The organism is Nocardia sp. NPDC051787, assembly GCF_040681325.1.
Lineage (GTDB): Bacteria > Actinomycetota > Actinomycetes > Mycobacteriales > Mycobacteriaceae > Nocardia.
The window spans coordinates 33,524-59,732 of record NZ_JBFAYO010000032.1; the positions used below are offsets into that span (position 1 = coordinate 33,524).

The following is a 26,209-nucleotide window of genomic DNA, read 5'->3' on the forward strand; positions in this document are numbered from 1 at the left end:
TATGGCTAGCGACAATCTCCTCGGCGAGTTCCTGCGGGCGCGGCGCGCGCTGACCCGCCCGTCCGACTTCGGCCTGCCCGAGCCGATCCGCCGTCGCTCGCCCGGCCTGCGCCGCGAGGAGGTCGCCCTGCTCGTCGGGGTCAGCGTCGACTACTACGTACGCCTGGAACAGGGCCGCGACCGCAACCCGTCGCAGCAGGTCCTCAACGCCCTCGCGCGGGTGTTCCAGCTGGACGACGAGGCCACCGCGCACCTGTATGAGCTGGCCCGGCCGGAACCCCGCCGCCGGCGCGCCGGCAACCGACGGCCGGAGAAGGTCGGCCCCGGCCTGCTGAGGCTGCTGGACTGCTGGCCGCACACCCCGGCGATCGTGCTGGGCCGCCACCTGGACGTCCTGGCCGGCAACCTGCTCGCCTCCGCCCTCGCCGCCTGCCACAACGCGGGCCAGAACGCCATCCAGGCACTCTTCCTCGACCCAGGCTCGCGCACCACCTTCCCCGACTGGCACACGGTCGCCGCCGACACGGTGGCCAGCCTGCGTGCCGCCGCCGGCACCGACCTCGACGACCCACGCCTGACCGACCTGGTCGGAGAGCTGTCGCTGAAGAGCGAGGAGTTCCGGCAGCTGTGGGCCCGCCACGACGTCCGCAACCGCACCACCGGCACCAAGCGGTTCGTCCACCCCATGGTCGGAGAGCTCACCCTCGACTTCGAGACCTTCACCGTCAACAGCGCACCCGGCCAAGCCCTCGTCGTCTACTACGCCGAGCCCGGCAGCCCCTCCGCCCACGCCCTCGGGCTGCTGGGCAGCGCCGTCGCCACCGACCGGCAGCCCGAGCTACGGCAGCCGCAGCCGAAGACGACTGCGCCCGAGGCGGGCGCGCAGCAGCGGACTGCTGCCAACGATCAGCGGTGACGGGGCGGCTGCCCGGCGTACTGAGACGACCACACCGAACCCAAGCAGGACTGTTTACCTTGCCGCGATGATCAACCCCGTCGTGGCGGGCTGGATCAACTACTACGGGTGCTTCTAACTCCGACATGATCCAGTTCCTGGAGCAGCGGATCAACCCGCTTCTGGCGAAATGGGCGATGCGGAAGTACAAACGGTTTCGCCGCGCCAAGGGAAGGCTCGGCGGCAACTCGCCAAGTTCGCCTCGATCGATCCGGGCATGTTCACCCAGCATAAGCATGGCGCGTTGCCGACTGGTTCAACAGCGGGAGCCGTGTAACGGGAGACTGTTAAGCACGGTTCTCAGAGCGGCGGCGGGTGCGATCCCCGCCGCCGCCTCACCTCATAGGAGGATCTGACCGCCCCGACCGAGGGGTGGATACCCACCTCGGCAAGGCGTTCGGTGAAGGCAATAGACATGTATTGCCCAGGTCGATTCTGCTGGAGTCCTGGGGACTGCCGCTCCGCGTCGGCGGGGCGAACCTCCTGTTCCCGCCGGCGAAGACGCGCCGCAGGTGCCGATCAGCCGATGGGCTGGTGGCTGCGGACGCGCGGACCGGTGTGTGCGGGGAGGTACTCGTAACCGTGCAGGGTGAACAGCGGCCGCCGGGTGGGCGGATCGGTCAATCGCAGATCCGGAAACGCCTCGAACAGTGCGCGCAGGGCATGCGCCGCTTCCATACGGGCCAGCGCGGCGCCCAGGCATACATGGGTACCGCTGCTGAAGGACAGATGATTCTTGGCGTTGTCTCGGGTGATGTCGAAACGGGCCGGGTCGGTGAACACGGCGGGGTCGCGGTTCGCGCCGGCCAGCGACAGCACCACGGTCGACCCCTCGCGTAACCGGATACCGCCGATCTCCAGCGCTGTCCGGGTGGTGCGAGCGGTGGTCTGCACCGGCGGATCGATCCGGAGGATCTCCTCCACAGCGTTGGGCCAGAGTTCCGGCTCGGCACGTAACCGGTCCACCTGATCGGGGTGGCGCAGCAGCCAGATGATGCCCTTGCCGATCAGGTTGACCGTGGTCTCGAAGCCGGCGGCCATCAGCAGGGTCGCCGACGCGCACAGTTCGTAGGTGGAAAGATCGCCCGCAGTGACCAGGCTGCTGAGGATATCGTCGCCGGGTTCGGCGCGGAGGCGCTCGACATGCTCGACGAGGTACCGGTGCAACCGCTCCGAAGATTCCATCGCCCGCTGGTGCGTCCGCCAGGAGATACCGAGGTCGAGCAACGGACTGATGTCGTCGCCCCAGCGCAGGAACATCCCGCGGTCGGAGTCCGGGAAGCCGAGCATCTCGGAGATGATGGCGATGGGCACCTGCGCCGCGTACCGCGCCACCAGATCGGTGGGGCCGTCGTCGGGGAGCTCCGCGAGAAGTTCCTCGGTGACCGTCTCGATCCTGTCGCGCAGCCGGGCGACGGCACGTGGGGTGAATGCCGCGGTGACCGGTTTGCGCATCCGGGTGTGCTCGGACTGGTCGAGCACCAGCATCGACGGCGGATCCACCGGATTCGGTGGGAGGGGCCGACGCTCCAGCGCGCGCAGCACTGGCCGCGGTATACGCAGCACGGTCGGTATACCTACGCGGAAACGGTTGTCGCGCAATATCTCCCGGACCACATCGTGATCGAAAGTGATCCACACCGGAAGGGCGCGGTGCAACCCACCCTCCCCGCGCATCTCCTCGATCAGAGCGTACGGATTCTCGATACCCTCCACGCTGCCGATCAACCGAGCGAACAGATCACCACGACGGAGCAGTACCGTATTGAACAGGCGAATCAACCCGTGATTGTTGACCCACCGATACACATAATGCGGTTTCATCGAGCCCCTCCATCATCGAACCGTCGCGTCCCTTTGGGCGTAACGAATATCACAGGTCTCGCGGAACCCGACGGAGCGGCATCTCGAGACCTGCCGTGGTGGGAGGCGTGGCCTTCAGAACGTGCGGGTCACCCGTTCGGTCTCCACGCGCCGATCCCGCAGTGCCGGATCGGGATTGGTCACCTGCATCAGCGATGCCCCGGCCGCGGCGCCCCCGCCCATGCGGGGTTTGAGGGCCCGCCACCGTTCGGCCGCCACGCGCGGCCCGTCGTGGTACGCCCGAAACCACCGCCGCCTACATCCGACTCACAACCAGCATCGATGCCGCTCCCAGCTCTAGCGGGACCCATCAGGACACCGGCTGTTCCCGGCCGTACTCGCCGCGACGGTCCCCGTCACCGGCCCTAATTCCCAGGCCGCAGGCAGAATGGGCCGCACCGTGAGGCGCCACCGGGTGGCTTCCTCCGCGTCGGCGGCCAAGAAACTGCTCCACAACCACCCGTGTGCGTACTGTCTGTGCCCGGAGGGGGAGTCGACCACTACGCACACGTGCTTCGTCGACGACGGATCTCGAGTCTGGCGTGAGTGCCTGACTGCCGCGTCCGTCCGGACGAAATGTGCGACATCCATGACCACCCCGGCGCCGAAGGTGACCCGAGCCGGACCGGGATGAGCCGTTCCGGCGCGAGGAGTCCGCGTGCCAGCTCGATCAGCCAGCGGTGTCGGCCGTCCCCACAAGAAGCTCCGACCTGCGCCCGCTCCAGGTAACGACCACTTGATCCCGCGCGCGGCTGGCCGCGACGTAGAGCAGCGACCGTTCCCGCAGTCGCGCCTCGTTCAGTTCTTCCTCCGGCACACCGTGCAGACCGGCTTTCGCAGGGACGTGGGCTTCATCGATGCCGGTGAGGATTACCCGGGAGAACTCCATTCCCTTGGAACGGTGCATCGTCAAGATCTGGACGTGGCCGGGTATCGCCTGATTCTCGTCCAATGCGCGGGCGCTGATGCCGCGCTCGGCAAGGGCGCGGACCAACTGGCTGCGGTCGCCGACACCGCGGGTGAGTACAGCGATAGTGGAGGGTTCGACCGACGGGTCGGACAACCATTCGTTGATTTGATCGGCGACTGCCTGCAGCTCCTCAGCGGCGGAAGCGCACTGTCGCAGAATCGGTTTGGGGCCGGAGCGCGCCGACCGGTATTCCAGTGCGGATTCCTGGCCTTCCTCCAGGTCGTGATACTCGGCGCCGCTGAGCACGCCGACGGCGAACGCGAGGTTCTGTGCGGTGGTCCGATAGTTGAGTGTCAGCCGCCGTGAACGTCCGACGATCTTGATGCCGAGTCGTCCGAGCACAACGGGTTGTCCGTAGATGCGCTGGTGGGAGTCCTCGGCGATGAAAAGGTCGTTGGGGGCTTCGGCGACCAGGGCTCGCAGCATCAGCCAGTGCGTCGCGTGCAGGTCTTGTGCCTCGTCGATGATGACGTGGTCGGCCAGGCGGTCCGCGGTGGCGTTGGCTCGCTGCCGCAGGTGCTCGGCGGCGACAGCCAGAACTTCTGGAAAGCTGAGGGTTTCGTCCATGCGGCTGCGGCGCCGGTAGGCTTCGACCGACTTCCACACCGCGATGCGTTGCGGCCGGGACAGCCGAACGCCCCGACCGGCCCGCGAGACTCGCGCGTACTGTTCGAGCGTGGTCACCTTGTTGGCGAGGACGACCGAGGTGTATTCGGTGTCGAGGAACCAGGTCGTCGCGAGCCGGGGCTCGAGACCGGTGGCGATCGTATCGACGATTTCCCGCCACACCTGGTCCTTCTTGGTGCGGGCGACCGGCACCTCGGTGCGCGCACCGAGAACGGCCTCGGTCGCGGGCCCGATGTCGTCGGCTTGGCGCACGACATCGTTGGCAAGCTTGTCGATTCCTTCGACGTAGATGCCGGGCTCGCCGAGTCTTTTCGCGATTCTGATGCCGGGCTCGAGGGCCTCGAGGTCGGCTTCGAGGTTCTTCGCGAGGATCTTGTTGAAGGTGGTGAGGACGATTCGCGCGTCCGGGTTGCGGCGCAGCAGGTTGCGGGCGCGGTGGATCGCCACAACGGTCTTGCCGGTGCCCGCGCCGCCGGAGAGCCGGAACGGTCCGCTGTAGTCTTTTTCCGCGTATCGGCGCTGTTCCGGGTGCAGGAAGACCCGCCATGCCGCGAAGTCGCCGCCTTCGATGACGCGCCGCAACTCGTCGCTGCCGTCGATGTAGGTGAATTGCATCTTCGACGCGGGACGGTCGAGCGCTTGGATGATGCGGTCGTCCTCGTCCACGGTCGTGTCGACGGGGGTCTCGGTGAATCGGTATTTGTCCCGGATGTCGTCGATGCCGGTGCCGCAACCGAGTTCGAGCAGTGCGTCCGCTTGCCATCCGGACGCGACCGCGGCGATGTCGTTGAGTTCGAAGTCGTCGCCGGCGGCCAGCGCGCGCCCGGCCAGCGAGGCGTCCATACCGAGCCGGTCGGTGAGGTCCGACAGCGTGAATCCCGCCTGCGCCAGGAAACCTCGCATCGGCTCCTTGGGCGCATCGACCGGATGCGCTGTGATCGGCGGGGTCGCGCCCTCGACCGATTCCGTGACGACGCCCTCGAGGATGCCGTTGACGGGGTTGACCCGCAGGATCGCGCGCTCGGCGAGGGAGTTCGCGACGTCGTGCTTCCAGGTCCCCATGTAGACGTAGGTGGTGCCGCCTTCTTTCGGGTCGACCCGGAACAGGACGGCGCGATGGTTCATATCTACGCGGCCCGTGCGGACGCGACGGTCCACGGCGCCTTTGATCGGTTCGATGTGCAGGCCCGGTGCGGTGTCGTCGTTCTGCAGTTTGTCCAGGAAGCTGAAGACGCGCTGCACCAGCGACCCGTCGAGCTTGGCGAGCGCCTTGGTCTGGTTCGTCATCACGATGTTGGCCATCACATCACTCCGTTCGCAGTCAGGGCCGCGACGATCCGCGCCGTCTCCGGTGGGCAGACCGTCCAACCCTGATCGGTCAGCGTATTGGTGGCAGCCTCGCCGCCGTCGAACAGCACGCCGACGCGGGCGCCGGGCCAGGCGATATCGACGACTTCGCCGTCGTCGGTTTCGAAGCCTTGCGCTGGCAGCGGGGTTCCCGCTCCGGCCAGGTCCAGGACAAGGGCTCGTTCGGCGTCGGAGATGCTTGTGTCGTAGAGCGTCTCCCATTCCGGCCCCAGGTCGTCCGTGGTGTTGTCGGTGCGCGGTTCGGGTGCCGTGGTGTCGCCTGCCACCAGGCTGCGCGTGGTCACCAAATGGGTATCGCACAGGCCGAACCAATTCGATAGGCGCAGCCATTCCCGCCAGCCGTCGCCGGTGCCGAGGGCGTCGTCGCGGTCGTCGAGAACGAGTACGGCGGAGACGGTTTCGATGTCCGGCCGCATCGCCGCGGCGACGGTGAGCGGTCCGTAGGTGTACGAGGCACACGCGTGGTTGCCTGACGGAATGGCGGCGTCGCGGCCGTCGAGCAGGGCCAGTGCCCATTCGGCGAGGCCGGAGCTGTCGCCCCTGGCGCGGTGCTCGCGCATGAACATCAGCGGCAGCCAATGCCCGACCTTCGCCCACTCCTCGATGTCGGGATCGGTCAGGAATCCGAACAACTGGGTGATCGGATCGGCGAGCAGCAGGTCGGTCACCGATCGGCGCAGGTTGCCCTGCTTCAGCATGAGCTGGCCCAACTTCGCCGAAAACCAAAGCGGGGTAACAAATTTCTTGGCCTCGAATCGCTCCAGGTCCTCGTGGCAGAACGACCACACCATGACCCCGCCTGAACGGAGGATGGCGCGTTTTCGCGCGTCGTCGGCCGCCCGGTTGTTGTCCGGCACGGCGTGATATTCGCGTCCGTCGGCGTAGATGGCGATGACCGGGATCTCGGGGTCCCCGGTCTTGAGTTCGTAGTCCGGCACGCTGTTGCCCATCTGCATCTGCGGGGTGAGCGTCCAGGTCCGGGTGGTCGGGCCGGGCACAGTGATCGTGGCCTTGTTGGCGTAGGTGCCGGGGGTTTCCTTGATGGTGGCGCCGAGGGTGCGCAGCCGGTCGAGGAAGGCCTGGTAGAAGCGGCGCTCGAGCGGCGACTCCGGGCTGCCGACCCGGTTGTCCGGCGTTTCGTCGATGATGGACTGCGACCACTGATCCCACGACGGCTCGGTGTCCTGGACGTCGAGGATCGTGTCGAGGATCTTCGCCGCGGTCTTCCGGGAGACCTTGTCCAGCTCGTTCGGCGCGGTGAACGGCAGCAGGCAGTTGTGACAGGCCAGCCGCGATTCGGCGGCGCACGAGCACTGGTGCAGCACCTCGCGGGCCGCGGACAGGACCGACCACACCTTGATCGGGTCGGCGAATTCGGCGAGGTAGCCGGTGCCGCCGGGCACTGTGTCGTGGATGAGCAGCGCCCGCTGGTCCGGCGCGTACAGGGCGTCGGGGACGGCGACGACGTCCAGGTGTTCGGGCGCGCCACCGATCACCTGCCGTAGGCCGAGCAGGATGGCCGCGCTGAGGCTCGGATACGCGAATGTGTCGTAGCGCAGTTCCGGCGGGACGTGCAGCAGCACCGCCTGGGTGCGCAGCGTACGCGCCAGCGCGATGTCGCGGACGTGGCGTTCGTCGGTAGCTTTGCGGTATCTGCACCAGCTGCGGTGTTCGTAGGCCTCGTTGCGGCCGGCCACCCGATCGAGCTGTCCGCAGCCCGAGCACACCCGGAACAGGCCGGTGGTGACGTCGGTGCCCGCGATGGTGCGCCGGACGCCCTGGGAGGCGCGCCTGCCCACGTTGAGCCAGCGAATGTCGATGCGGCGCAGGTATTCCGCGCCGAACGCGTGATCGGTGACAAACCAGCGGCGAGCCACATTGCCTGCGTCGATGTCGGCGGCGGTGACCACCGAATACACCTCACGGTGGCGTTCGTCGCGGGAGTCGGTGATGGCGGCTTCGTCGCGGCGCACCTCCGCCGACACCTTCGACATCTCGACTACCTGCAGCTGCTGGCTGACGTCGGCGATGGCGCCGTCGCCGCAGCGCGGGCAGTTGCTCCGGTGCCGGGGCTGCTCACCGCTCGCGCTGATGTCGGCCCACCCGCAGCGCGGGCATAGCCGCCAGGCGTGGATGGCGGAGGCGCCGCCGCCGAGGTCGACTGCGTCGATCCGCACGGCCAAGCCCTGGGCGTAGAAGGTGGAGCCGGGGGCCAGTTCGGTCAGCGCGACACGGGCGCCGCGCCGGTAGCTCTCGGTGTCGCCGTGGTATTCGTTGCTTTCCGGATCGATCCAGGTGATGCCGACGTCGAGCGTCACCGAGTCGTCGAGCAGTGTGTAGTTGGGCAGCACGCCGTAGCGTTCCAGCACGCCCACCCAGTGCTCGTTGGTGAGGTCGCTGATGTGCTTGCCGAGCAACCGCAGCGTGCCGCGTGCCGAGCGCAGGGTGCGGCGGTCGTCGTCGGTGGCGGCGGGCGAGTTGGCGCGCTGTTCGAATTCGGGCAGCGCGGCGTCGACGGCGGTGCGGCGCTCGGCGAGTTCGTCGACGTCCCGGTTCCAGCGGTGCACCGCCTCCCGCAGGTGCCGGGTGAGCGGACCGGGTTCGCCGTCCGCGCCCGGGGAGGCCCAGGCGCGCAAGCCGTCGCGGGTGGTCCCGTCGTGCAGGTCGCCGAACTGGACGAGGAAATCGTCGAGCAGGGTCGCGGCCTCGGTTTCGGCGGTGCGGATCAGCCGTGCCATCCACGTGTTCTCGTCGAAGCTGCCCAGCACCGCGCGGGCGTCGAGCGGGTCCTGTGCGCCGGGCAGTCGCGCGAGCCGGTCGATGACATGGGCGACGTACTGGCGTTGCAGGATCTCCTCGGCGTTGAGGAAGGTCGCCGGCGGGCGCACTTCCCCGGCGATGACCGAGAGCGGATCGTAGAGCTTGGGCAGGTGCTCGCCGCGGCCGCGCACGAACGCCAGCACCAGCGAGTTCCCGGTGCGGCGTCCCGCCCGGCCGACGCGCTGCAGATAGGAGGCGACCGTGCGGGGCATCGAGCCGAGCATGACTGTCGACAGGTCGCCGATGTCGATGCCCATCTCGAGGGTGGGCGTGGCGACGAGCACGTTGGCCGCGGTGGGGTCGGCGCCGGACTGCTTGAACTTCGTCTCGTACTCGAGCCGGGTCTTGGTCGGCAGCAGCGAGGTGTGTTCGCGTGCCACCACCCTTTTCATCTCGGAGCGGTCGTAGAGTCTGCGGTAGAAGTTGTCGCTCTTGTGTGCCCGCCGCAGGGTGCCGGGGCAGCGGGCGAGCAGGCACGGCGCGCCGTCGAGCTGGTCCACGACGGCGGCGCTGCCGGGATTCTGTGTCCGGCACACTCCGCACACCAGCAGATGTCTGCCCGCCTGCAGATCGGCCAGGTCCGGTGCGCCAACGAGGATGCCGTCCTCACTCAACAGGTAAGCGGTCAGTGCCTTTTCGGTGATGATGGTGGTGAGGACACGCTGCTCGGCCAGCACCGCGAACAACGACCGCGCCAGGAACCCGCCCTCGAACGCGGAAACGCCCAGACACCGCGAGGCCCACCGCGCATACCACGACGAGGGCGCGGTGATCGGGTCGAATCCTTCCGGAATGGTCCGCGCCCCGATCGCCGGAAATGCCGGTGCTGGACGGCCTTTCGGGAACGCCGGCATGCCTTCGCCGCGCGGTCGGCCGCCCCACACCCAGCGCCGGTTGGCGTCGCGCTGCACGAACTTGTCCAGCCACACGTGCCGGATCGCACCCTGAGTGCGCATGCGCTCCACCGTGCCGCGCGCCCAACGCGTGAGCGCCGCGGTGTCCGGTTCGGACACGGCCATCTGGTGTTCCGCGCCGTCGAGCGCGTACCTGCCGAAGCTCGCGACGCGCGCGGGGGAGCCGAGGTCGACCTCGACGACGACGCTGCCGGTGAGTTCCAGGGTGCGGCCGAGCCGCGATTGCAGGCCGAATTCGAGATCGATGTCGAACTGCACCCGGCGCTTGACCTTACGCAGCGCCTTACGCCGTTCGTCGGCACGTTTGTCCCGCTGCCAGAACGCGACGAACTCGTCGCGTTCGACGATGTCGGGTGCGAGCAGATGGTAGCGGCGGGTGGGGTCGTCGCCCGCACGCTCGATCACCGCCTCGCACAGTTCGGGCAGCGTCAGCATCGCGGTCGCCTTCGAGCCAGTTACTTTGGCGCCGAGGGCGTTGCGCAGTGTGGAACGCAGGCTGAGCGTGTGCGAGCGTGCCTGAACGAACCCCGCCCGATGGGCGGCGTCCTGCACACTGTCGGTGAACATGAGCGCCTTCTTCTCGTCGGCGTCGAGGTCGGCGTCGCCGAACATGTTCGACAGCGCCACCGACAGCTGCGTCGCGACCGCGCTGCCGAGGAAGCGGATGCCGTCGGCGGTGTTGCAGGCCGGGCACACATCCTTGCGCGAATCTTCCTCGGCCGCAGGCCCGTTGAGCACGAGCACCGGGAGCGCGTGCCCTTCCAGCATTTCGCGACTCTCCGGGTCCGGAGTCTGGTCGCTGAGTTCGCGCTTGTCGAGCAGCAGCCAGCGCAGGCCGTCCACGGCGGTGTCGAGCTCGGCTTCCAGCGGCGCGGAGATCAGCGCGCGGATCCGCGCGTCGCCGCTGAGATGCAGGGAGCGCACGGAGTCCTGGTCCGGGTCGAGGACTTCGCCGGTGGGCGCCATCCGCACACCCCAGCCCGAACGGCCGCAGTGGCGGCAGTAGAGGGCGGGTTGATATTCGACCTCGACGCCTTCGGGCGCGCCGTCGTCGGCCCAGCGGAACCGCGTCGCGGCCGCCAGCTCCCGGTCGATCCGGGACAGTTCCCGAACCCACAGGTGGACATCGACATTCAACGCCGATCGACCGATCTCGGCACGCAGATGCGACAGCGCTGCGAACACGAAGTCCAGGTAGCGCTGGCGGGTGGCCTGCGCCCGCGCGTTGTCCCGCTCGGCCGACGGCGCGGGCAGGACCGCCGAGGCCACCTCGGCCAGCGACACCGCTTCCGCGCAGCGTTTCACCAGCTGGACGAACAGGTGGTGCTTCTTCAGCAGATCCAACTGCTCGGTCTCATCGAGGCGACGCAGCTCCGAGGCCAGTTCCTCGGGCCCCGGATGATGGTCTCCGGCGCGCTCGAACAGTGTGGCCAGCACCGCGGCCGTCAGGTGGGCGTTGCTGGGCGAGGTCTCCTTCAGCGCGACGAGGTACGCGACGGCTTCCTCGACCGCCGGGACGACGGGCAGGTACAGCCGATCCAGATCCGTCTCGCGATCGGCCAGCCATTCGTCGAGCCCCAGCCGCGTCTCCCCGACGAGTGAGTCGGCGGGGAAGACTTCCCCGAACACCGCGTGCGCGAAATCCAGCATCGTCGTCGGCTCGCCCGCGCCGCCCAGCGTCGCCGACGTCGCCACCGGCGTGATCCGCCCCAACGGCCGCGCCCGGTCCTGCGCGCTCACCTCCGTCGCATCGGTCCAGTACGACTTCACCGCCAGCCCGAGCCGCCGCAGCAGCATCGCCACATCCGTGCCCTGCGCACCGTCGTAGGTGTGGAACTCGTCGAGCACCACATACTGCAGTGACTGCGCCGACTGCCGCCACATCGCCGCCCGATCCGGCCGCAGCAGTAGATGATCGAGCATCTTGTAGTTGGTGAGCAGAATGTCGGGCGGTGAATCGTGCATCAGCCGCCGATCGGTGATCAGCCCGTCCGCCGACACCATCGTCCGCCCGCCCGAGGACTGCTCGCCGGTGTAGAGGCCGGCGGTGACGCCGGACAGTTCCGGATTGGTGGTGATGATCCCCGCGAGCCGCTGTTCCTGGTCGTTGGCGAGGGCGTTCATCGGGTAGATGATCAGCGCCTTCATCCCCGCGACGCCCCGCTTCTTCGCGCGCAGCACGTGGTCGAGGATCGGGAAGAAGAACGACTCGGTCTTACCGGACCCCGTTCCGGTGGTGACCAGCGTCGGCTGCGGCCGCTGCTGGAACTTGGTCGACAGGCGCTCGAATGCCTTGGCCTGGTGGCCGTATGGGACGAAACCGTTCGGGAGCCAGTCCAGGTGCATCCCCCAATTGCCGCGCGCGGGGGCGAACGGAAGGCGCAGGCGGAGGTAGGGACCTTTGAACATGCCCTCACGCAAGTCGCCGACGAAGTCGATCAGTGCTGCCTGAGTGTCGGGGTCGGTGAGCGCGAAGGTCGTGGCGAGGTAGTCGGTGAGACCTTCGCGCAGGTGGTCTGCCTGCAAGGTCGGCAGGAGTGCCCCCATGAATCTTGCTCCTTGACGGTGGTGTGATCACCCGGTGGTGCCGACAGTCGACGTCACTGGACGCTATCGCACAGGGCAGGTGTTTCGCCGACATGTTCGCCGAAATCGTCTCTCTCCCAGCTGAAATGGTGCGTCGAAGATCTGGCCGACTTGGTCGGCTCGCGTCAGCGCGGGGTGACTGCCGTGGTGACGTCGGATTTGCATCCTGGTGTCGTCGGCAACTGCTCCGAGGCAGCCTTCTGCGAGTCGAATTTGCCGCGTCCCTTGTACGGGCCCTCGTCACCGGTGGGGCAATGGGACTGGCTTGGTGCTGCGTCGGCGGCGCCAGGTCGATCAGGCCCAGGCCAGATGAGTGCCGCGAAGAGCGGGTAGGGTCAGGGCGATGGTCTGGGGGCTGGGGAGGAGAGAACATGGCGACAAACGACCAACCGCTGAACGTCGTTCCCGACGCGGTGACGGCGGTCGGCAGGCATGCCTATGACGTTGCGCAACAGCTGAAATCGGGATCGATGGCGTTGGACCGTGAGGTTCAGGCGTTGTTCGACACCTGGAAGGGGAGCGCCGCCGATGCTTATCGCGAGGGTTGGGATGACATGCAGGACGGCGCGATGAAGGCATGGGAGGCGCTCACCGACCTGGCCTCGAAGCTCGGCGTCAGTGTGTCGACGCTGCAGGATCAGGACAGCTCCAACGCGGCGCCGATCAGCTCGCTGCGGTTGGACTGATGGCATGACTTCTGAATTCGAGTTCGATCTCGATCACATCGACCAGGTGACCGCCCGTGCCCGCGGCTTCAAGGAGTTCTTCGCCGATCATCTCGATGAACTGGACCGCACCGTCCAAGGCCTCATGCAGAGCGGGCAGTGGACGGGCGCGGCCGCGGCGGCCTACGCCGAGGAGCATCGGGTCTGGGTGGCTGCGGCACGTGAGCTGCTCGACGGGCTGGCTCAGATGGAACAGGCCGGACGGACGGCACACGAGTCCTACTCGGACGCGGCGGCCGTGAACCTGCGCATGACGGGGGGATGACGTGGCTGTTGTTGCGCCGCAGTCCTATTACACAGCCGCGGCGGAGTGCTACAAGCTGTCGAGGGAGTTCCAATCCGCGTACAACCCGCTGCAGACGGCGCTACTCGAAACCAGCGGAATGGCCGGTAGTTGCCAGGCCGCGAAGGCATGGTCCGAGGCCTACGATGAGCGCGCGGGTGCCTTCACCACCGCGGCGACCAACTTCGCCAGGGCGCTGCAGCATTTTGGCGACATTCTGATCGCGTCGGGCTACAACTGGGAATGCTCCAACTACGCGGCAAATCGCGATCCGAACAAGGGGACCGGTCCTGCGTGTCCCCGCACTATTCCTTCCGAATTGCCCTACGGCGCAGGTGTTGTCGTTGGTGTAGCGTCGTCGCGGAACAACGGTCCCGGACTGGAGACCGAGTTTCCGGAGTTGTACGACAAGGTCGTCGCCAAGCTCGCGGGTGACAAAGTCCCCGACGGCAACACCGACAAGCTCGACCGCGCGGCCCAGGCGTGGAAATCCTTCGCCGACAACAACACGATCTTCGCCGCCGGACCCCGGCTGCGAGTCGTCGCCGACGGACTCGGCAAGTTCGATGCACCCGACATCCCGAACCTGACCGGCCACCTCAGAACACTCGCGAAGAACGCGGACGAGATCAAGCTGGTCGCCGACGACCTGGCGAAATCGACAACCAGCCACCACGCCGCTGTCGTCGCGGTTCGCGCGGACATCAATACTCAGGTGGCTGCAACGCTCGTCGTCGCGTCGGTCGTAATCGCCGTAACCGCCGTGGCAATCCGCAATCCGCGGGCGGCAACTGTGGAGGGCCCCGCCCTGGACACCGCCGCGACCGCCATCGCCGGCGCCATCGGGTCGTTCTTCACAGCACTGGCCGGGATAAAGTTCAGCGCCGCGGCACTCGCGGTCGGTGCACTCGCCTCCATCACCGGCCTGACCATCCTGTCCATAGCCGGGGACTCGACATTCAACTCGAACTACAAGCCCCCGAGCAATGCCTATGATCCCAACGGGCCAAAGGCGCCAGGCCGTCCAGGCGAAGCGGAAGGATTCGTGCCACCCAAAGGCGGTGACCGCTGGGTGCCCAATCCCAACGGTCGCGGCTTCGGCTGGGAGGATGCCGATGGAAATGTGTGGGTACCGACCGGGCAGGGCGGTGCGGCACACGGCGGCCCGCATTGGGATGTGGAGTTCCCGAAGGGCGGCTACAAGAACGTCAGACCAGGAGGAGGAAGCTGATGGGCGACGGGTCGACGGTGGTACTGGAGGCGACCGATGTCTGGTACTACTCGCGTGGTGATGAGGCGGCGTTCTTCGCGTGGCTCGACAGGATCCCCGCGGTCCGCTCGTACGGTGGGCGACTCAGCACGTTGGAGATTGTCGTCGAGACCCCAGTAGACGACGACTCTCTGCGAGAACTCCTAGCGCTCTTCTACCGGTACCGCATCGACTTGGCCCAACTTGGCCAGCTCGACAACAGTCAAATCGGCCCCTGGTTCCGCGACCCTCAAAAATACTGGCACGAATCTATTTTCGGCACGTCGAGCTAGTCCGTATGGAAATGTGTGGGTGCCGACCGGACAGGGTGGTATCGCCCATGGTGGACCACGCTGGGACGTGCAGGGCAAGGGCAGTAAGGATTACTGACAACGTTTGCTCAGGAGGCGAACGGCGATGAGCGACGATGGCATCCTGCTAAAGGCAACCGGCGTACGATACGGGTCACCGTTCGATGAAGCGGCCTTCTTCGAGTGGCTCGACAAGATTCCTGCCGTGCGGTCATACGAAGGTGAGCTGCGAACACTCTATATCAAAGTCGACGCCACAGCCGATGACGAATCCGTATACGAAATCGTATCCCTGTTCCATCGATACCAAATCGACATGTCGCAGTTGCGGGTGTTCGATACGGAGCGGATCGGCAAATGGTTCCGAAAGACCGAAAGTTACTGGTACGAATCAGTCTTCGGCACGTCGAGCTAGGTCAGTCGTTGCGCACCGTTTCCGGCTGCGGGTGCGTCGTCGACCAAGGCGTCGACGTCTGCGCGGAGGAGGTCGCCGCGATTCTCTCAGATCATGGCGACCTCCGTCCTCGGACCGAATTCACTCCGGAAGTGTGCGCCCTGCCTGGCCCCCGGGCGGATGCCACCGCGTCAGCACCCGGCAGCCCACCGCGAACTCCTCGGCATCGCGCAGCGCCCGGCCCGCGATGAGGTGCAACTCGAACGACTGGTCGCTGTGTCCAGTAATCGCCGCGATCATCCGCCGAGCAGTGGACCGGATCGCCGACTTGTCGCCGGTCAATGTCCAGCGGTCCACCTCCGGCACGTGGATGAGCCATCGCGGGCCGCAGCAGTGCACTTCGACGCGGTACTGGCGCACGGTCACGACCTCCGCGCTCGGACGGGCCTGTGCCGGGTCACTCGGCCCATGACAGGGCTTCGGTGAGGGTCACCGGAGGCGGGGGAGGGGTCTGCACCCCGCCTCCGGGACGTTCGGGTGTGTCGGCCCACTGCCGCAGCGCGACGGCGTAGCGCTCGAGCACGGGCAGCGGCACGCCCTTGTAGGGGGCGCGGGGCCGTGGGAACGGAACGCGTTGCGGTAGTGCGTTGGTCATGTGTCCTCCGCTGGTCGAGTGGCGGCGAAAGGGGAGTCTCGCCGCGCCGATCACGCGGTCAGTGGAGCACCGGATGCGGGCCGCGTGGACATCCCCGGGGAAATTCGCGACAGAAAGTGGCAAACGCCCTGGACACCTTCCAGCGACCCTGCACAATGGCGTTCATAGGGTCGAATTATGGCCTTCGACAATATCTTTCAGGAAATTCCACTCAGCGAATGCGAATATTCCACAGAAGGGAGCAAACAGTATGGGGGAGAGGGATGCGAGCGCCGACGATCGGCAGGTCAAGGCCGACATTCGCGGGACCGGAGGCGTTCCACACCGCAGCCTCGGCCGCTGCCTGCGCGGGATGAGGCAGGAGGCGGGACTGTCCATCGAAGTGGCGGCGCGGGCGATCGGGCGCGGGGCGGGGACGCTGCACCGATTGGAGACCGGTGCGCCGAACGTGATCGTGCGGGAGGAAGACCTGCGGCGGCTGTGCAGGCTGTATCAGCAGGTGGACATGCTGCCGGTGTTGAAATCGCTGGCAGCGCAGGGGAGAACGCCGTCGTGGTTGGACGAGTTTCCCGATCAGGTGAATCCGACGTTCAACGCCTACATCCAGATGGAGGCGGCGGCCTCCCATCTCACGAGCTACCGTTCCGACTTGCTGCCCGGAATATTTCAGATCCCCGAGTACGCGCGTGCGCTCGACCGTGCGTATTTCCCGATGGACACCGCTGAGGAGATCGAGCGTCGGGTCAAGGTTCGGCGCAACCGGCAACGGTTGATTACCCGCGATATCGCGCCGCTGGCAGCGGTGCTCTTGCTGGACGAGGCAGCGATCAGGCGGGTCGTCGGCAATCCTCGCGTCATGTCGACGCAGATGCGGCACCTGGCGGACCTGCCGCCGAACGTTCGCGTGCAGGTGCTTCCCTTCGGGGCAGGGTATCCGCTGGGAACCTCCACCGGACCATTCACGATTTTGGACTTTGCGAGTCACGACGACGGGCGGCCATTGGAGCCGCCGGTCGTCTACGTCCAGAGCTACACCGGTGACATCTATCTGGAGCGACCCGGCACTGTTCGGCGGTATCGAGCGGCAATCGAGGTTATGCAGCGGGTAGCGTTGGACGTGCAGAGTAGCAAACGCCTGTTGCGGCAGGCAGCGAAGGAGTTCGACTGTGTCCGTTGATCTATCCGGGGTGAGCTGGTTCAAGAGCACTCGCAGTTCCGCCGGTAGTGACTGCGTGGAGATCGCACATCTGGACGGCGGGCACGTGGGGGTTCGTGACTCGAAGAACCCCGCAGGTGGAGTGCTGGTGTTCACGCCCTCGGAGTGGGATGCATTCCTGGCGGGCGCGCGGGGTGGAGAGTTCGACCGGTCTTGAGCCGAGCGCCAGTCTCGCCTGTGGGGCCGATCTCGTCGCGCGGTCGGTAGGCGCGGTTACGCCTACCGACTGACCGCGATTGCGGTGCAGTTTCGTGGCACATGTTCGGCGGCCGGGACGACGATCTGGCCAACCTATCGGGCTGAGGTATCTCCGAGAAATCGACGGTGTCTTCAAAATCGGCACCGCATCATTTCAGACGCAGCGCGAGAACCGAGAAGCACGATGAGTAGTACACCGGTTCAGCCGCGGACGCTGACCGATCTCGAAACCAGCGTTGTCACCAAGCTGCTGTCGTCAGGGCTGCCCGGCGCCTCCGAATACCTGGCGCAGGTGCCGTATTCGCAGGTGGTCGTAATCTGGGGTATCGGTTCACCCAGCGTCGATCTGGCGGTGCGGCCCGGTGCGGTGCGAGCATCCGGTTCGCCGGACGGGATCTTCGCCAGCGGAGCGGTCACCGACTGCAACGGATCACCGATCGGCGAGGTCATTCTGTGGGTCGAGAACGGCTGGCTCAGCGGAATCGAGTACGCCTGGTATACGGACGAACACCCACACGCGCTGCCCGAGCCCGGTCAGATCGAGCTTCTGTAGAGCAAGATGATTTTGGGGCGAAGTGCCGACGAGAACCGCAACGAGCCGGACGACACATCGTCGAGCCGAGCTCGCGCCTTACTTAGGTGGTCGGCGATTCGGCACCCTCATCAAGGCAGCCAGGGCACCATCGGGCTCTGTGTGAGACGAGTTCTCGCGCATCGCCCTGACTGAATGTGCCGTATGCGGTTCTGTGGTTTCGGCATATCGCGAATACGTCAGGGAGGGCTTGTCGCGACGCGGTTACCGTATATCCGGCCAGCTGCATGGCGCTGACCGGCTTGCCGCGTCCCGGATGGATTGGGCTGACATCTATCACGTCACCGGACCGCCACTCGCCGACCACCCGATCTGGGCCGCCAGCTTGCAGACGACGCATGTTTTCCGCATTCACCGATGGAGCCATCCGCATATCGCGCTCGAACATCTCGTTCTCGCGACTCCTGCTCTCTTCGGCGCGCTGTACTCGTTCGCGCTCACGCTTGTCCAGGATCTCCCGGGCTTGCGGCTCGGCTTTCTCCGCGATTTCCAGTGCAAGCGAGTCCGCACGCCGTGATGTGGTGCGCTCGCCCGACTGGATGACTTCACCAATCCGCAGGTCTCCTGATGGACTCCGCTCAGTCAGTTTCACGACGTATCGCCATTTCCGTCCGGACATCTTGCGCAGGAAGACCGTGGTCCCTCGGTCGTGATCGGTCAGCGTGCGGTCAGGGAGCCCGCCCAGCAGGTCCTCAACGCTCGACAATCCGGTGTATCCGGTCGCGATGATCATCGCTGTGCCTCCTCGGTTGTCCGCTCAAAGTGAGATCCGCCGGAGTCTTCGGAGATCCTGAAGCGCGCGAGGTTTAAGAAGTGTGAATGGGCGAGTTCCATGTCGCGTTCGCGGTCGACGCTGGTGAAGGGGGCGGCGTAGGTGATGCCGTCCGCGGTGATGTCGCTGCGGCCCAGCGTGGGGTCCTTGCGGAGTTCGGAGGCGATTCTTGTCGGGAGTTGGCGCCCGTTGGCGTCGTAGCGGGCTTCGCGTTCGTAGCGTTGGAGGACGGGGAACTGAGTGCGGTAGATGGTGAGGAGTTCGTCGGCGTTGATTCCGAGCATGACCGCGACGATGGCGTCAACCTCGATCAGGGCTTGGCGGCGGTCGGCGGCGGTGCGGAATGGGGTCGACGTGGTCCAGGCAGCACCGGCCGGAGACATTGCGCTGGAAAGGCGTTGCTGACGCCCGCCATCTAGGACCCAGGAGTCCAATTCCCACGATTCGGAATACAGTTCCCGCCATAGTGTTTCGTACGGGCGGACCAGGCAGTTCAGCCGAAGAATTCTCAGGATAAGCTTCGATTCGAGCACGTGGTTCTTGACGTGTGGAGTTTTGCCCAGAACGCCAATCTTAATATTGGACACTCCGGTTACTTTAACTACGAAGTCGGAGACCAGCGATGAGGTGAATGCTGCGGCCAGCGCCAGGTCGACTGGGTCCGGGCTCGACAACGAGAACAACCCTAGAACATGCGCCGGACCGGGCGGGATGATCGCGGAATGCAAGGTCCGAACCGTAGCTGAGTCGGCCATTGCTCGCCAGGCCAGTCGGTAGTAGTTTGAGCTGGGCTTGCCGTACCAGTGTGGGTACGCTGCCAGGTAGTCGGCCGACGGCCGCGCTACCTGGTAGTTCGTCCGGGGAATGAAATCCTCGGGAACGGTTTCCAGGTCGACCGGCGAGTAGTCCACATTGCTGCGCATCGTCGGGTTGCCCTGTTGGTAGATCGGGGTGGCGACGGTGAGGTGCGGGCCTTGCAGGATTACATCGTCCCAGCGGTCGGGGACGGCGGAGCGGGATTCGAAGTAGCCGAGTTTGCGGTCTGTCGTCTCGTTCCAACCTGCAGTCCATTGGAAGTCGGTATCGGATAGCCTGGGCGCGTCGGCGATCTTATCCAGTACTTCGGCGCTGGCACGGTTCACTGGGTACAACATACGGGCTTCGGCGGCAGGCGTGCCAGCTTCATCGACCAGCGCCGCCCACCTGCTGAGCACCTCGTCGCTAACAGAAATTATTCGTGAATGATGCGGCGCACTATTCCATTTCCCGTCGAAGTCTTTTAGTCCTGGCGTTGGTCCTGAACCATCGTGGACGAGTGAGCGGATCGCTGTGTCGGGGCGGAAGAGTGATGAGGCCTGAATGAATTTTGGTTGTGTTCGTCGGGAGCTGTAGACATTTACAGAGTAGTGGATATGTCTATCTATCTCAGTGAAAAGGTTGAGCGCATTGCGGAACTCCCAGTGTCGACGCAGTCGCAGATAGGTCTCCCGGCGAAGCCGATGTGCTCGTTGTTCAGTAAAATGGCTGTCAGGATGTATCAATCCTATGGTCGCGGCGGGGGCAGCGATCCGCCAAGTGCGTTCCATGAAGCATCGGTACATGTCTGGACGGAGTCCGGTGAGCGCTGGTCGATCCACACTTGATCCGAAATGTGCGCTCTGTCCGGCCTGCTTTGTACGTTCGTTCAGGAACGCCAAATGCGCAGGACGTGAAACTAGAGTGTCAGACAGCTTGATTCGCTTGACGGCTTCCGGCGGCTTGTTCGCCAACCGCCACCACGGATCGAAGTCAGCCAGCACAGCCGCCTCATCCCAATCCGGACGCACCCACGGCGGATTACCGACCTGAAGGTCGAAGCCATCCCGCGCGAGTACCGGTGCGAAGTCGAGTTCCCAGTGATGGAATCCCTGATCCTCCGCGATATCGGCGGCCACCTCCAGCCACCGAAACTCGGTCAGCGCCTTGTCGATCGGTAACGCCCGGGAGAACTTCCGATCGGTATCTTCCGCGATATCCAGGTCATACCAGCTGAGTTCCCCGGCAATACTGATCTGTCCGTCCTTCTCATACTTCCCCGCTTTGGGCGGAATTCCCAGCACTGCTTCCAGCCCATCAACCCACTGATCCCAATCCGGCGCAGCAACATCTCCCGTCACCGGCCAAGACCACAACGCGCACCAAGCATCCATCGCCCGCCGCAGCCGCCGATAGGCCCCGTTCTCATCATTCAGCACCGCCTCGATCTGCTCCCGACTAACGGCAGGCCCAGGCTCGACCGGCTCCCTACCCCACAGATGCAGATCCCGCTGAATAGCCGACTCCGCAATGGTGAGCCGCCGCAAGGTCAACTCCCACAACGTCTCCACCCGCTGCGCCAGCCCGGCGAGCCGCTTCACCATCTCCTTCGACGGCGGCCTGCGAATCTCGTTGCGCCACAACCGGAGTTCTTCCCGTTTCTCCGGCGCATACGTCTTCGCCTCGGCAGTGTCGACCACTGCACCCCACCCTTCGGCGGGCAGCAGGAAGTGGTGAATCCCGGCCCCGATCTCCTCCCCGAGCGGCACATCCTTCGGCACCGTCTTGAGCCATGCCTTCTTCGCCAGCTGCCCCGGCTCATACACCGCCCGCCGTGCCCCGATGAGCGAGTTGCCCCGCCGCAGGTGCAACCCGAACCACGGAGCCTGCAACCCGGCGACCATCGTGTCGAGCCACAGCGAGATTTCCGCGAGTTCGACGGCGGTAGCGTTCAAGTCCACCCCATATACCTGGTGCAGGGCGATATGCGCCTTCACTTTCTGCAACTCGACCGGATACTGATCGGCTTCGATCAGTTCGCCGAGGTCTTCCTGCTTACGCTTCAAATACTCGGCGGCGAGCTGACGCACAGCTTCGATGGCGAACGCACCAGAGCCGAGAGCGGGCTCGCAGATGGTGAGTCCGAGGATTTCCTCGGGGGTGGTGCGGTGGCCGTTCTGGTCGAGTAGTTCCTCCAACGCCTGGGAGACGACGAACTTGGTCAGCACCTCGGGGGTGTAGTAGGAGGCGGACTGCTGGCGTTCGCGGCCGGCGAGGCGGAAGACGAAGGTGCCCTTGCGATGGACGACAGGGCGCATCTCGTGTGTGTCGGGGTCCTCCTTGCGTACGAAATCGGTTTCGGCGAGATGGTCGGCGCGGTCGACGGGCACCACCCAGGAACCCTTCTCCGGGTCGCCGTTCTTGGCGACCTCGTACAGGTCCTCCCCGGCGAAGAAGCCGGTATAGGACATCAGGCCCTCGTACACCGCGCCGAGCTGGTTGATGCCGAGTTCGGCGTAGCTGATGAAGCCGCGGTCGGCGCCCTTGCGGGACTTGCTCTCCTTGCTGAGCAGCAGGTGCTCGAGCACCTGCCGGGTGGCCTCGTTGCCGAGCTTGACCTCATCGATGAGGGCAGTGGCCTCTGGGGAGAACAGGTCGGCGCGCAGAGGGTTGAACTCGAGGCCGGGGGCGGGGTCGTCGGCGATGGCCTCGCGGACGGCGGGGGTATGGCCCTGGTCGATGAGGTCGAACAGTTTCTTCAACGACTCGTACAGGTGGGTGCCGGTGCGGGCGCGGTGGGAGACGAGTTCGGTGAGGGTGAGTTCGCGCAGGCGATCGAGACCGTAACCCTCCTCGTATTCGGCGGCGCCGGTGGGCAGCACCTGCATCTCCGGCGACGCCTCGGCATACAGCAGGAACAGGATTCGATACAGGAAGCGCAGCGACTGTTTGGCGAGGTCGTTGCCGTCGACGCCGTCCATGGTCAGGCGGCGGCGCACCACTTCGTTGGCGATGATCTCGATGGACAGGCGGATACCTTCACGCAGATCCTTGGAGACGCCGACGGTGTGTTTGACCGAGTCCTCCAGCACGCCGGTCCACCAGATGTTGCCGTCGGCGTCGGGCAGCAGCGCTTGATGCCCGAAAATGGCGCAGGTGCGGTCGATCTCGCCGCCGCGCGCCTCGTGTTTGCGCTCGGTGACGACGAGCAGATCGACAGCCAGATAGCGGCCCTCGGCCCAGCGTTCCGCCTCGGCGAGCAGATGCCACTGGCCTGCCTGCACCACCACGAACGCGGGCGGGGTGTCGGAACGGAACGCCGCCGAGACGGCCTTGGACACCGACTCGATCGGCTTGCCGTCCGCGGTGGCGGGGGCGATGAGCAGACCGGTCTCCGGGGCCAGCAGGTCCTCCAGTGCTCCTACCGGATTCGCTTGCAGGAAAAGAACGTTCGCCGTGCTGGGCACCTGGGCGTCAGGGATCACCAGGTCTGAGCCGGCGCGTTCGGCGGTGAATGCACACAGTTCACCGGTGAAGCCGAAGACGGCGCGGACCTGGGCGTGCGCCTTAGGGGCGGCCTCCGGGTTCTCGGCGAGAGCGGCCAGCACGGTCTGCAGGTCGCGGGCCGCGGCGAGGAAGCGGCTGCGGACGGTGGCGCGGCCCTCCTTCGCTTCGGCGTCCCACGTCTTGCGCAGGTCCATCACCCGGCCGTGGAAGGACTCCTTCACCGAATCAGTGGTGAAGTAGTGCTCGCTGATCCAGTCCTCGCCGACGACGATGGAGTCGAAAGAAGGCATGGTCATCGATCCTTTTCCGGGACGATCACCAGCAGCGGGCGTACCAGCTGCTGGGTGGGGGCGAGGGATTCGGCCAGCCGCTGCTCCTCGGCGATACGGCGGGAAAGCTTGTCCACCTTCGACTTCTGGTTACCGAATAGCTCGAGCTGATCGGCGGCGGCATACCAGCGGTCGGCGCGGGCACGCCAGGCGGCGAGCCGCTCGGTGGCCGAACTCTCCTGTTGATCCAGCACGAGCCGCATCGCCTGCGCCGCCTGCCCGACGGCGCGCGGGATGAGCGGACGCAGGGCGCCGGTGTCGTCGAGAGGGCCCGGATTGGGGGTGCCGGGGCGCAAACCGGTGTCGGTGAGCAGGAACCCGAGATCCTGGTGGGTCTCCACGAGCGAAAACGACGGGTTGCCCGGATTCGGGAAGACGACCGTGGCGAACACGCGGGAGACGAGCTGGCCACGCCGGTTCATCAGAGTGCCCATCAACAGCACGGTCGGCGCGGGCAGCGCGCCGCGGATCGCGAAGACTTGATTGCGGCCCAGCGCGCTCAGCGCGCGGTCACTGGCCCAATCGAGCACCGGGTGCAGCGGGCCCAGGAAATGCGCCTCTGGCCAGGTGCTGTTGTCGACGCCTTTGCCCTGCTTGGCGGCACGCAACTGAGCGTCGCCGACCTGCGGCGTGGTCGCGAGTTTCAGGCGTTCGAGCACCCGGCCGTGCTCGAGGTAATTCTGCGGCAGTTGGTTCAGGCGCTGGCGCAAATCGCGCGGCGGAATCAGTTCGGCGATGCCGTGATTGGCGTGCACGGTCCAGCCGACCCCGCCCGCGGCCGGTTCGGCGTGGGGGACGTCGTCGAAGGCAGCGCGCAGCGCCTCGTCGAGGAAGGTGACGTCGTCGGGGTAGAGGCTCTGGCGGGGGAGTTCGGGCAGCTCGGGGGTGTCGTCGTCGAGCATGTCGAGCTGGGCGAAGAAGGCGTCGATGTCCTCGCCGCCGATCACCTCCTCGACGGTGCGGACCTGCTCCTCCAGGCTGGTCTTGCGGGCCAGCACGTCGCGGATGGCCGACTCCTCCTCACTGACGCTGTGCCTGCCCATCAGGGAGGCCGCGTCGCCGAGCGCGGAATGCGCCTGATTCTCCTTCTCCAATAAGCGGGAAAGCACCCGCAGATCGCCGGAGAACTCCGAGTCGGAGGGCTCGAGGATCAGCGAGGAGATGACCGGTGGGCGGCGCTGGCCATAGCGGTCGATGCGGCCGTTGCGCTGCTCGATTCGGATCAGTGACCAAGGGATATCGAAGTGAATCAGGTTGTGGCACTGCGCATGCAGGTTCACGCCCTCAGAAGCGACGTCGCCGGTGACCAGCACGCGGATCGGGGAGGTCGCCAACTTGAAGCTGTCCACGATCTCCTGCTGCTCCACATCCGAAAGCCCGCCGTGCAGCATCACGACGTTCTCCTGCTGCAGCCCCAGCGCGGGTGGCAGCAGTTCGGTGAGCCACTTCAAAGTGGCGATGCGTTCGGCGAAGACGACCGCGCGCATGTCCGACTTCGGTCCGACGCCGATCTCGGTCAACCGTTGCACCAGAGCCGCCTGCTTGCCCGCCGCCTCGGTGAATGCCTTGTCGTTGAGATCGGAAAGCGTGTCCAGGGCGGTCAATTCGGTGCGCGCCTCGGGGAAGTGCGGGCCGCCGTTGGCGGTGAGCTTGGCGCGGCGAAGATCGATCGACTCGCGCAGCGCGGCGGGGGAGGAGAGGAACGCCTTGGCCAGCGTCCACGGGAACAGCGCCTTGGTCTCGCCGGAATACGGCGACGAGCCGGTGGGCGGATGCAGCCACACTTCGGATAGCTCGCGAGCCACCGCGTCCTCCGCGGCGGAGGGCCGCACCAGCCGATGCACCGGCTCGGCGCGCTCGGCCCAGTCGCTGCCGACCTCGGCGGCCACCTCGTCGTGATGGCGGTGCCTGCGGATCAGCAGGGACTGTACGTCGGCCTTCGCGAAGGAGCCGTCGGCGGCCACCGCGGTCGGGTCCAGCAGGCGCAGCAGCTCGGCGAAAGACTCCTCGCGGCCGTTGTGAGGAGTGGCCGACGCCAGAATCAGCGCCTCCGTGTTCGGGGCCAGCACGCGCGCCAGCTCGTTGTTCTGCGTGCCGGTGTTGGTGAGATTGTGGGACTCGTCGATCACCACCGCATCCCAGTACTGCCGCTCCAAATGCGCCTTGTAGCGGGGGCTTTTGAGGGTGTCGATGGAGATGATCGCGCGCTTGTAGTAAGTGAATGGGTTGCGGGTGGCGGGCAGCTTCTGGCGCACCTTCTGGATGCCCGCCGAATCCAAGCGCACGAACGGCAGCGCGAAACGGCACCACAGTTCGTGCTGCATCTGCTCGAGGACGTGACGCGGGGTGACGATGAGGATGCGTTCGCCCCGGCCGCGGCGGACCAGCTCGGACAGGATCATGCCGATCTCGAGCGACTTGCCCAGTCCCACCGCGTCAGCCAGCAGGATGCGTGGGCGGATCAGGCGAGGATCGAGCGCCTTGGCGACAGCGGCCCGCTGGTAGCCGAGCGAATCGGCGAGCATGCGGGTGGAGACGGTGAGGGTCTGGTCGCCGTAGGGGAAAGGGGTCTTGCGCAGCAGCGCCTCCAACCACAGACGCGAATCCCGGTACCCAGATGAACCATCCGCGACGATCTCGGCCTCGGCCGGGTCCTGCACGGTGATGTCGTCCAGGCTCTCGTAGAACGTGGCGGTGGTGTCGGCGACCAGCTCCGACAGTCCCCGCACCCGCAGCAACCAACCGTCGGAGCCCTGCTCGGCGGAGGTGACCAACCATTCTTCGTCGCGGACCACGACGATCGAGCCGGGGGCGACATTGAGGTCGGCACGCGGGTGCGCGGAGGTCATCGAGAATGCTCCTGGCGGTGTAGACGATCAAACAACCAACTTAATACCGCTCAAGGGCGGCAAGGTGTTTCGCCTAAGTCGGATGAGGAGTCCCCTGTGCTCCAGTCTGCGGGGCGAACGCATCGTGTGCGGCGATTCCCGCGTACTCCAGCGCACAGCCGCTCCGATCGACCCGATCGGAGCGCGACCGGTCGCGGACTTTGTGCACCGGGCGGGATGGACAACCGACGA

17 protein-coding genes and 1 pseudogene are annotated in these 26,209 nt (G+C 66.0%); 9 read left to right on the forward strand and 9 right to left on the reverse strand.

Annotated elements, in window-relative coordinates; translation table 11 throughout:
- Position 1: 1 nt before the first annotated feature.
- Positions 2-916 carry a helix-turn-helix transcriptional regulator gene (locus AB0M45_RS27640; RefSeq protein ID WP_364335209.1) on the forward strand — a complete coding sequence of 305 codons (915 nt, stop codon included), beginning with the start codon at positions 2-4 and terminating at the stop codon, positions 914-916.
- A gap of 558 nt (positions 917-1,474) precedes the next feature.
- On the opposite strand, the gene AB0M45_RS27645 is transcribed toward AB0M45_RS27640, so the two are convergent.
- From AB0M45_RS27645 to AB0M45_RS27660, 4 genes and pseudogenes are all read right to left on the reverse strand, one after another.
- Positions 1,475-2,779: a cytochrome P450 gene (locus tag AB0M45_RS27645; protein WP_364335211.1), complete on the reverse strand. Its 1,305-nt coding sequence runs from the start codon at positions 2,777-2,779 to the stop codon at positions 1,475-1,477.
- Positions 2,780-2,893: 114 nt separating this feature from the next.
- A pseudogene (locus tag AB0M45_RS27650) lies at positions 2,894-2,986 on the reverse strand (TIGR03089 family protein); the annotation flags it as partial.
- A 502-nt stretch (positions 2,987-3,488) separates the two neighbouring features.
- Positions 3,489-5,717, reverse strand: a complete 2,229-nt coding sequence (locus AB0M45_RS27655) for a 3'-5' exonuclease (RefSeq protein ID WP_364335213.1) — start codon at positions 5,715-5,717, stop codon at positions 3,489-3,491.
- Positions 5,717-12,064 carry a DEAD/DEAH box helicase gene (locus AB0M45_RS27660; RefSeq protein WP_364335215.1) on the reverse strand — a complete coding sequence of 2,116 codons (6,348 nt, stop codon included), beginning with the start codon at positions 12,062-12,064 and terminating at the stop codon, positions 5,717-5,719. Before AB0M45_RS27660 ends, AB0M45_RS27655 begins: the two co-directional genes overlap by 1 nt.
- 410 nt (positions 12,065-12,474) lie before the next feature.
- Here AB0M45_RS27660 and AB0M45_RS27665 point away from each other — a divergent pair, with 410 nt between their 5' ends.
- From AB0M45_RS27665 to AB0M45_RS27685, 5 genes are all read left to right on the forward strand, one after another.
- The gene (locus AB0M45_RS27665) at positions 12,475-12,789 is read left to right on the forward strand and encodes a WXG100 family type VII secretion target (RefSeq protein WP_364335217.1); all 315 of its coding nucleotides are present in this window, start codon (positions 12,475-12,477) and stop codon (positions 12,787-12,789) included.
- A gap of 4 nt (positions 12,790-12,793) precedes the next feature.
- Positions 12,794-13,093, forward strand: coding sequence for a WXG100 family type VII secretion target (locus AB0M45_RS27670; protein ID WP_364335219.1), 300 nt, complete (start codon positions 12,794-12,796; stop codon positions 13,091-13,093).
- A 1-nt stretch (position 13,094) separates the two neighbouring features.
- Positions 13,095-14,342, forward strand: coding sequence for a polymorphic toxin type 37 domain-containing protein (locus AB0M45_RS27675; RefSeq protein WP_364335221.1), 1,248 nt, complete (start codon positions 13,095-13,097; stop codon positions 14,340-14,342).
- On the forward strand, positions 14,342-14,653 hold the full coding sequence (locus AB0M45_RS27680; RefSeq protein WP_364335223.1) for a hypothetical protein: 312 nt from the start codon (positions 14,342-14,344) through the stop codon (positions 14,651-14,653). Before AB0M45_RS27675 ends, AB0M45_RS27680 begins: the two co-directional genes overlap by 1 nt.
- A gap of 124 nt (positions 14,654-14,777) precedes the next feature.
- A complete protein-coding gene (locus AB0M45_RS27685) occupies positions 14,778-15,086 on the forward strand; it encodes a hypothetical protein (protein WP_364335225.1) in 309 nt (102 codons plus the stop codon).
- Positions 15,087-15,206: 120 nt separating this feature from the next.
- On the opposite strand, the gene AB0M45_RS27690 is transcribed toward AB0M45_RS27685, so the two are convergent.
- Positions 15,207-15,491: a hypothetical protein gene (locus AB0M45_RS27690; RefSeq protein ID WP_364335227.1), complete on the reverse strand. Its 285-nt coding sequence runs from the start codon at positions 15,489-15,491 to the stop codon at positions 15,207-15,209.
- A 31-nt stretch (positions 15,492-15,522) separates the two neighbouring features.
- The gene (locus tag AB0M45_RS27695; protein ID WP_364335229.1) at positions 15,523-15,720 is read right to left on the reverse strand and encodes a hypothetical protein; all 198 of its coding nucleotides are present in this window, start codon (positions 15,718-15,720) and stop codon (positions 15,523-15,525) included.
- A 343-nt stretch (positions 15,721-16,063) separates the two neighbouring features.
- Here AB0M45_RS27695 and AB0M45_RS27700 point away from each other — a divergent pair, with 343 nt between their 5' ends.
- From AB0M45_RS27700 to AB0M45_RS27710, 3 genes are all read left to right on the forward strand, one after another.
- A complete protein-coding gene (locus AB0M45_RS27700) occupies positions 16,064-16,897 on the forward strand; it encodes a helix-turn-helix transcriptional regulator (protein WP_364335292.1) in 834 nt (277 codons plus the stop codon).
- Positions 16,887-17,093, forward strand: a complete 207-nt coding sequence (locus AB0M45_RS27705) for a DUF397 domain-containing protein (protein ID WP_364335231.1) — start codon at positions 16,887-16,889, stop codon at positions 17,091-17,093. Before AB0M45_RS27700 ends, AB0M45_RS27705 begins: the two co-directional genes overlap by 11 nt.
- A gap of 225 nt (positions 17,094-17,318) precedes the next feature.
- Positions 17,319-17,687 (forward strand): hypothetical protein, encoded by a 369-nt coding sequence (locus AB0M45_RS27710; RefSeq protein WP_364335233.1) that lies wholly within the window; start codon positions 17,319-17,321, stop codon positions 17,685-17,687.
- Between the two features lie 82 nt (positions 17,688-17,769).
- Here the strand turns inward: AB0M45_RS27710 and AB0M45_RS27715 are convergent, their stop codons facing one another.
- Genes AB0M45_RS27715 through AB0M45_RS27725 form a run of 3 tightly spaced genes read right to left on the reverse strand, consistent with a single transcriptional unit; the run spans position 17,770 to position 25,978 of the window.
- A complete protein-coding gene (locus tag AB0M45_RS27715) occupies positions 17,770-18,459 on the reverse strand; it encodes a hypothetical protein (RefSeq protein WP_364335235.1) in 690 nt (229 codons plus the stop codon).
- Positions 18,456-23,090, reverse strand: coding sequence for a class I SAM-dependent DNA methyltransferase (locus AB0M45_RS27720; protein WP_364335294.1), 4,635 nt, complete (start codon positions 23,088-23,090; stop codon positions 18,456-18,458). The genes AB0M45_RS27715 and AB0M45_RS27720 overlap by 4 nt, the downstream gene beginning before the upstream one ends.
- Positions 23,091-23,092: 2 nt before the next feature.
- Positions 23,093-25,978 (reverse strand): helicase-related protein, encoded by a 2,886-nt coding sequence (locus tag AB0M45_RS27725; RefSeq protein ID WP_364335237.1) that lies wholly within the window; start codon positions 25,976-25,978, stop codon positions 23,093-23,095.
- Between the last annotated feature and the right edge of the window lie 231 nt (positions 25,979-26,209).

Coding starts and splice junctions, on each gene's coding strand:
- AB0M45_RS27655 (WP_364335213.1), bottom strand. CDS start 5,717: ATGGCCAACATCGTGATGACGAACCAGACCAAGGCGCTCGCCAAGCTC.
- AB0M45_RS27665 (WP_364335217.1), top strand. CDS start 12,475: ATGGCGACAAACGACCAACCGCTGAACGTCGTTCCCGACGCGGTGACG.
- AB0M45_RS27670 (WP_364335219.1), top strand. CDS start 12,794: ATGACTTCTGAATTCGAGTTCGATCTCGATCACATCGACCAGGTGACC.
- AB0M45_RS27695 (WP_364335229.1), bottom strand. CDS start 15,720: ATGACCAACGCACTACCGCAACGCGTTCCGTTCCCACGGCCCCGCGCC.
- AB0M45_RS27685 (WP_364335225.1), top strand. CDS start 14,778: ATGAGCGACGATGGCATCCTGCTAAAGGCAACCGGCGTACGATACGGG.
- AB0M45_RS27680 (WP_364335223.1), top strand. CDS start 14,342: ATGGGCGACGGGTCGACGGTGGTACTGGAGGCGACCGATGTCTGGTAC.
- AB0M45_RS27645 (WP_364335211.1), bottom strand. CDS start 2,779: ATGAAACCGCATTATGTGTATCGGTGGGTCAACAATCACGGGTTGATT.
- AB0M45_RS27720 (WP_364335294.1), bottom strand. CDS start 23,090: ATGCCTTCTTTCGACTCCATCGTCGTCGGCGAGGACTGGATCAGCGAG.
- AB0M45_RS27640 (WP_364335209.1), top strand. CDS start 2: ATGGCTAGCGACAATCTCCTCGGCGAGTTCCTGCGGGCGCGGCGCGCG.
- AB0M45_RS27710 (WP_364335233.1), top strand. CDS start 17,319: ATGAGTAGTACACCGGTTCAGCCGCGGACGCTGACCGATCTCGAAACC.
- AB0M45_RS27725 (WP_364335237.1), bottom strand. CDS start 25,978: ATGACCTCCGCGCACCCGCGTGCCGACCTCAATGTCGCCCCCGGCTCG.
- AB0M45_RS27715 (WP_364335235.1), bottom strand. CDS start 18,459: ATGATCATCGCGACCGGATACACCGGATTGTCGAGCGTTGAGGACCTG.
- AB0M45_RS27660 (WP_364335215.1), bottom strand. CDS start 12,064: ATGGGGGCACTCCTGCCGACCTTGCAGGCAGACCACCTGCGCGAAGGT.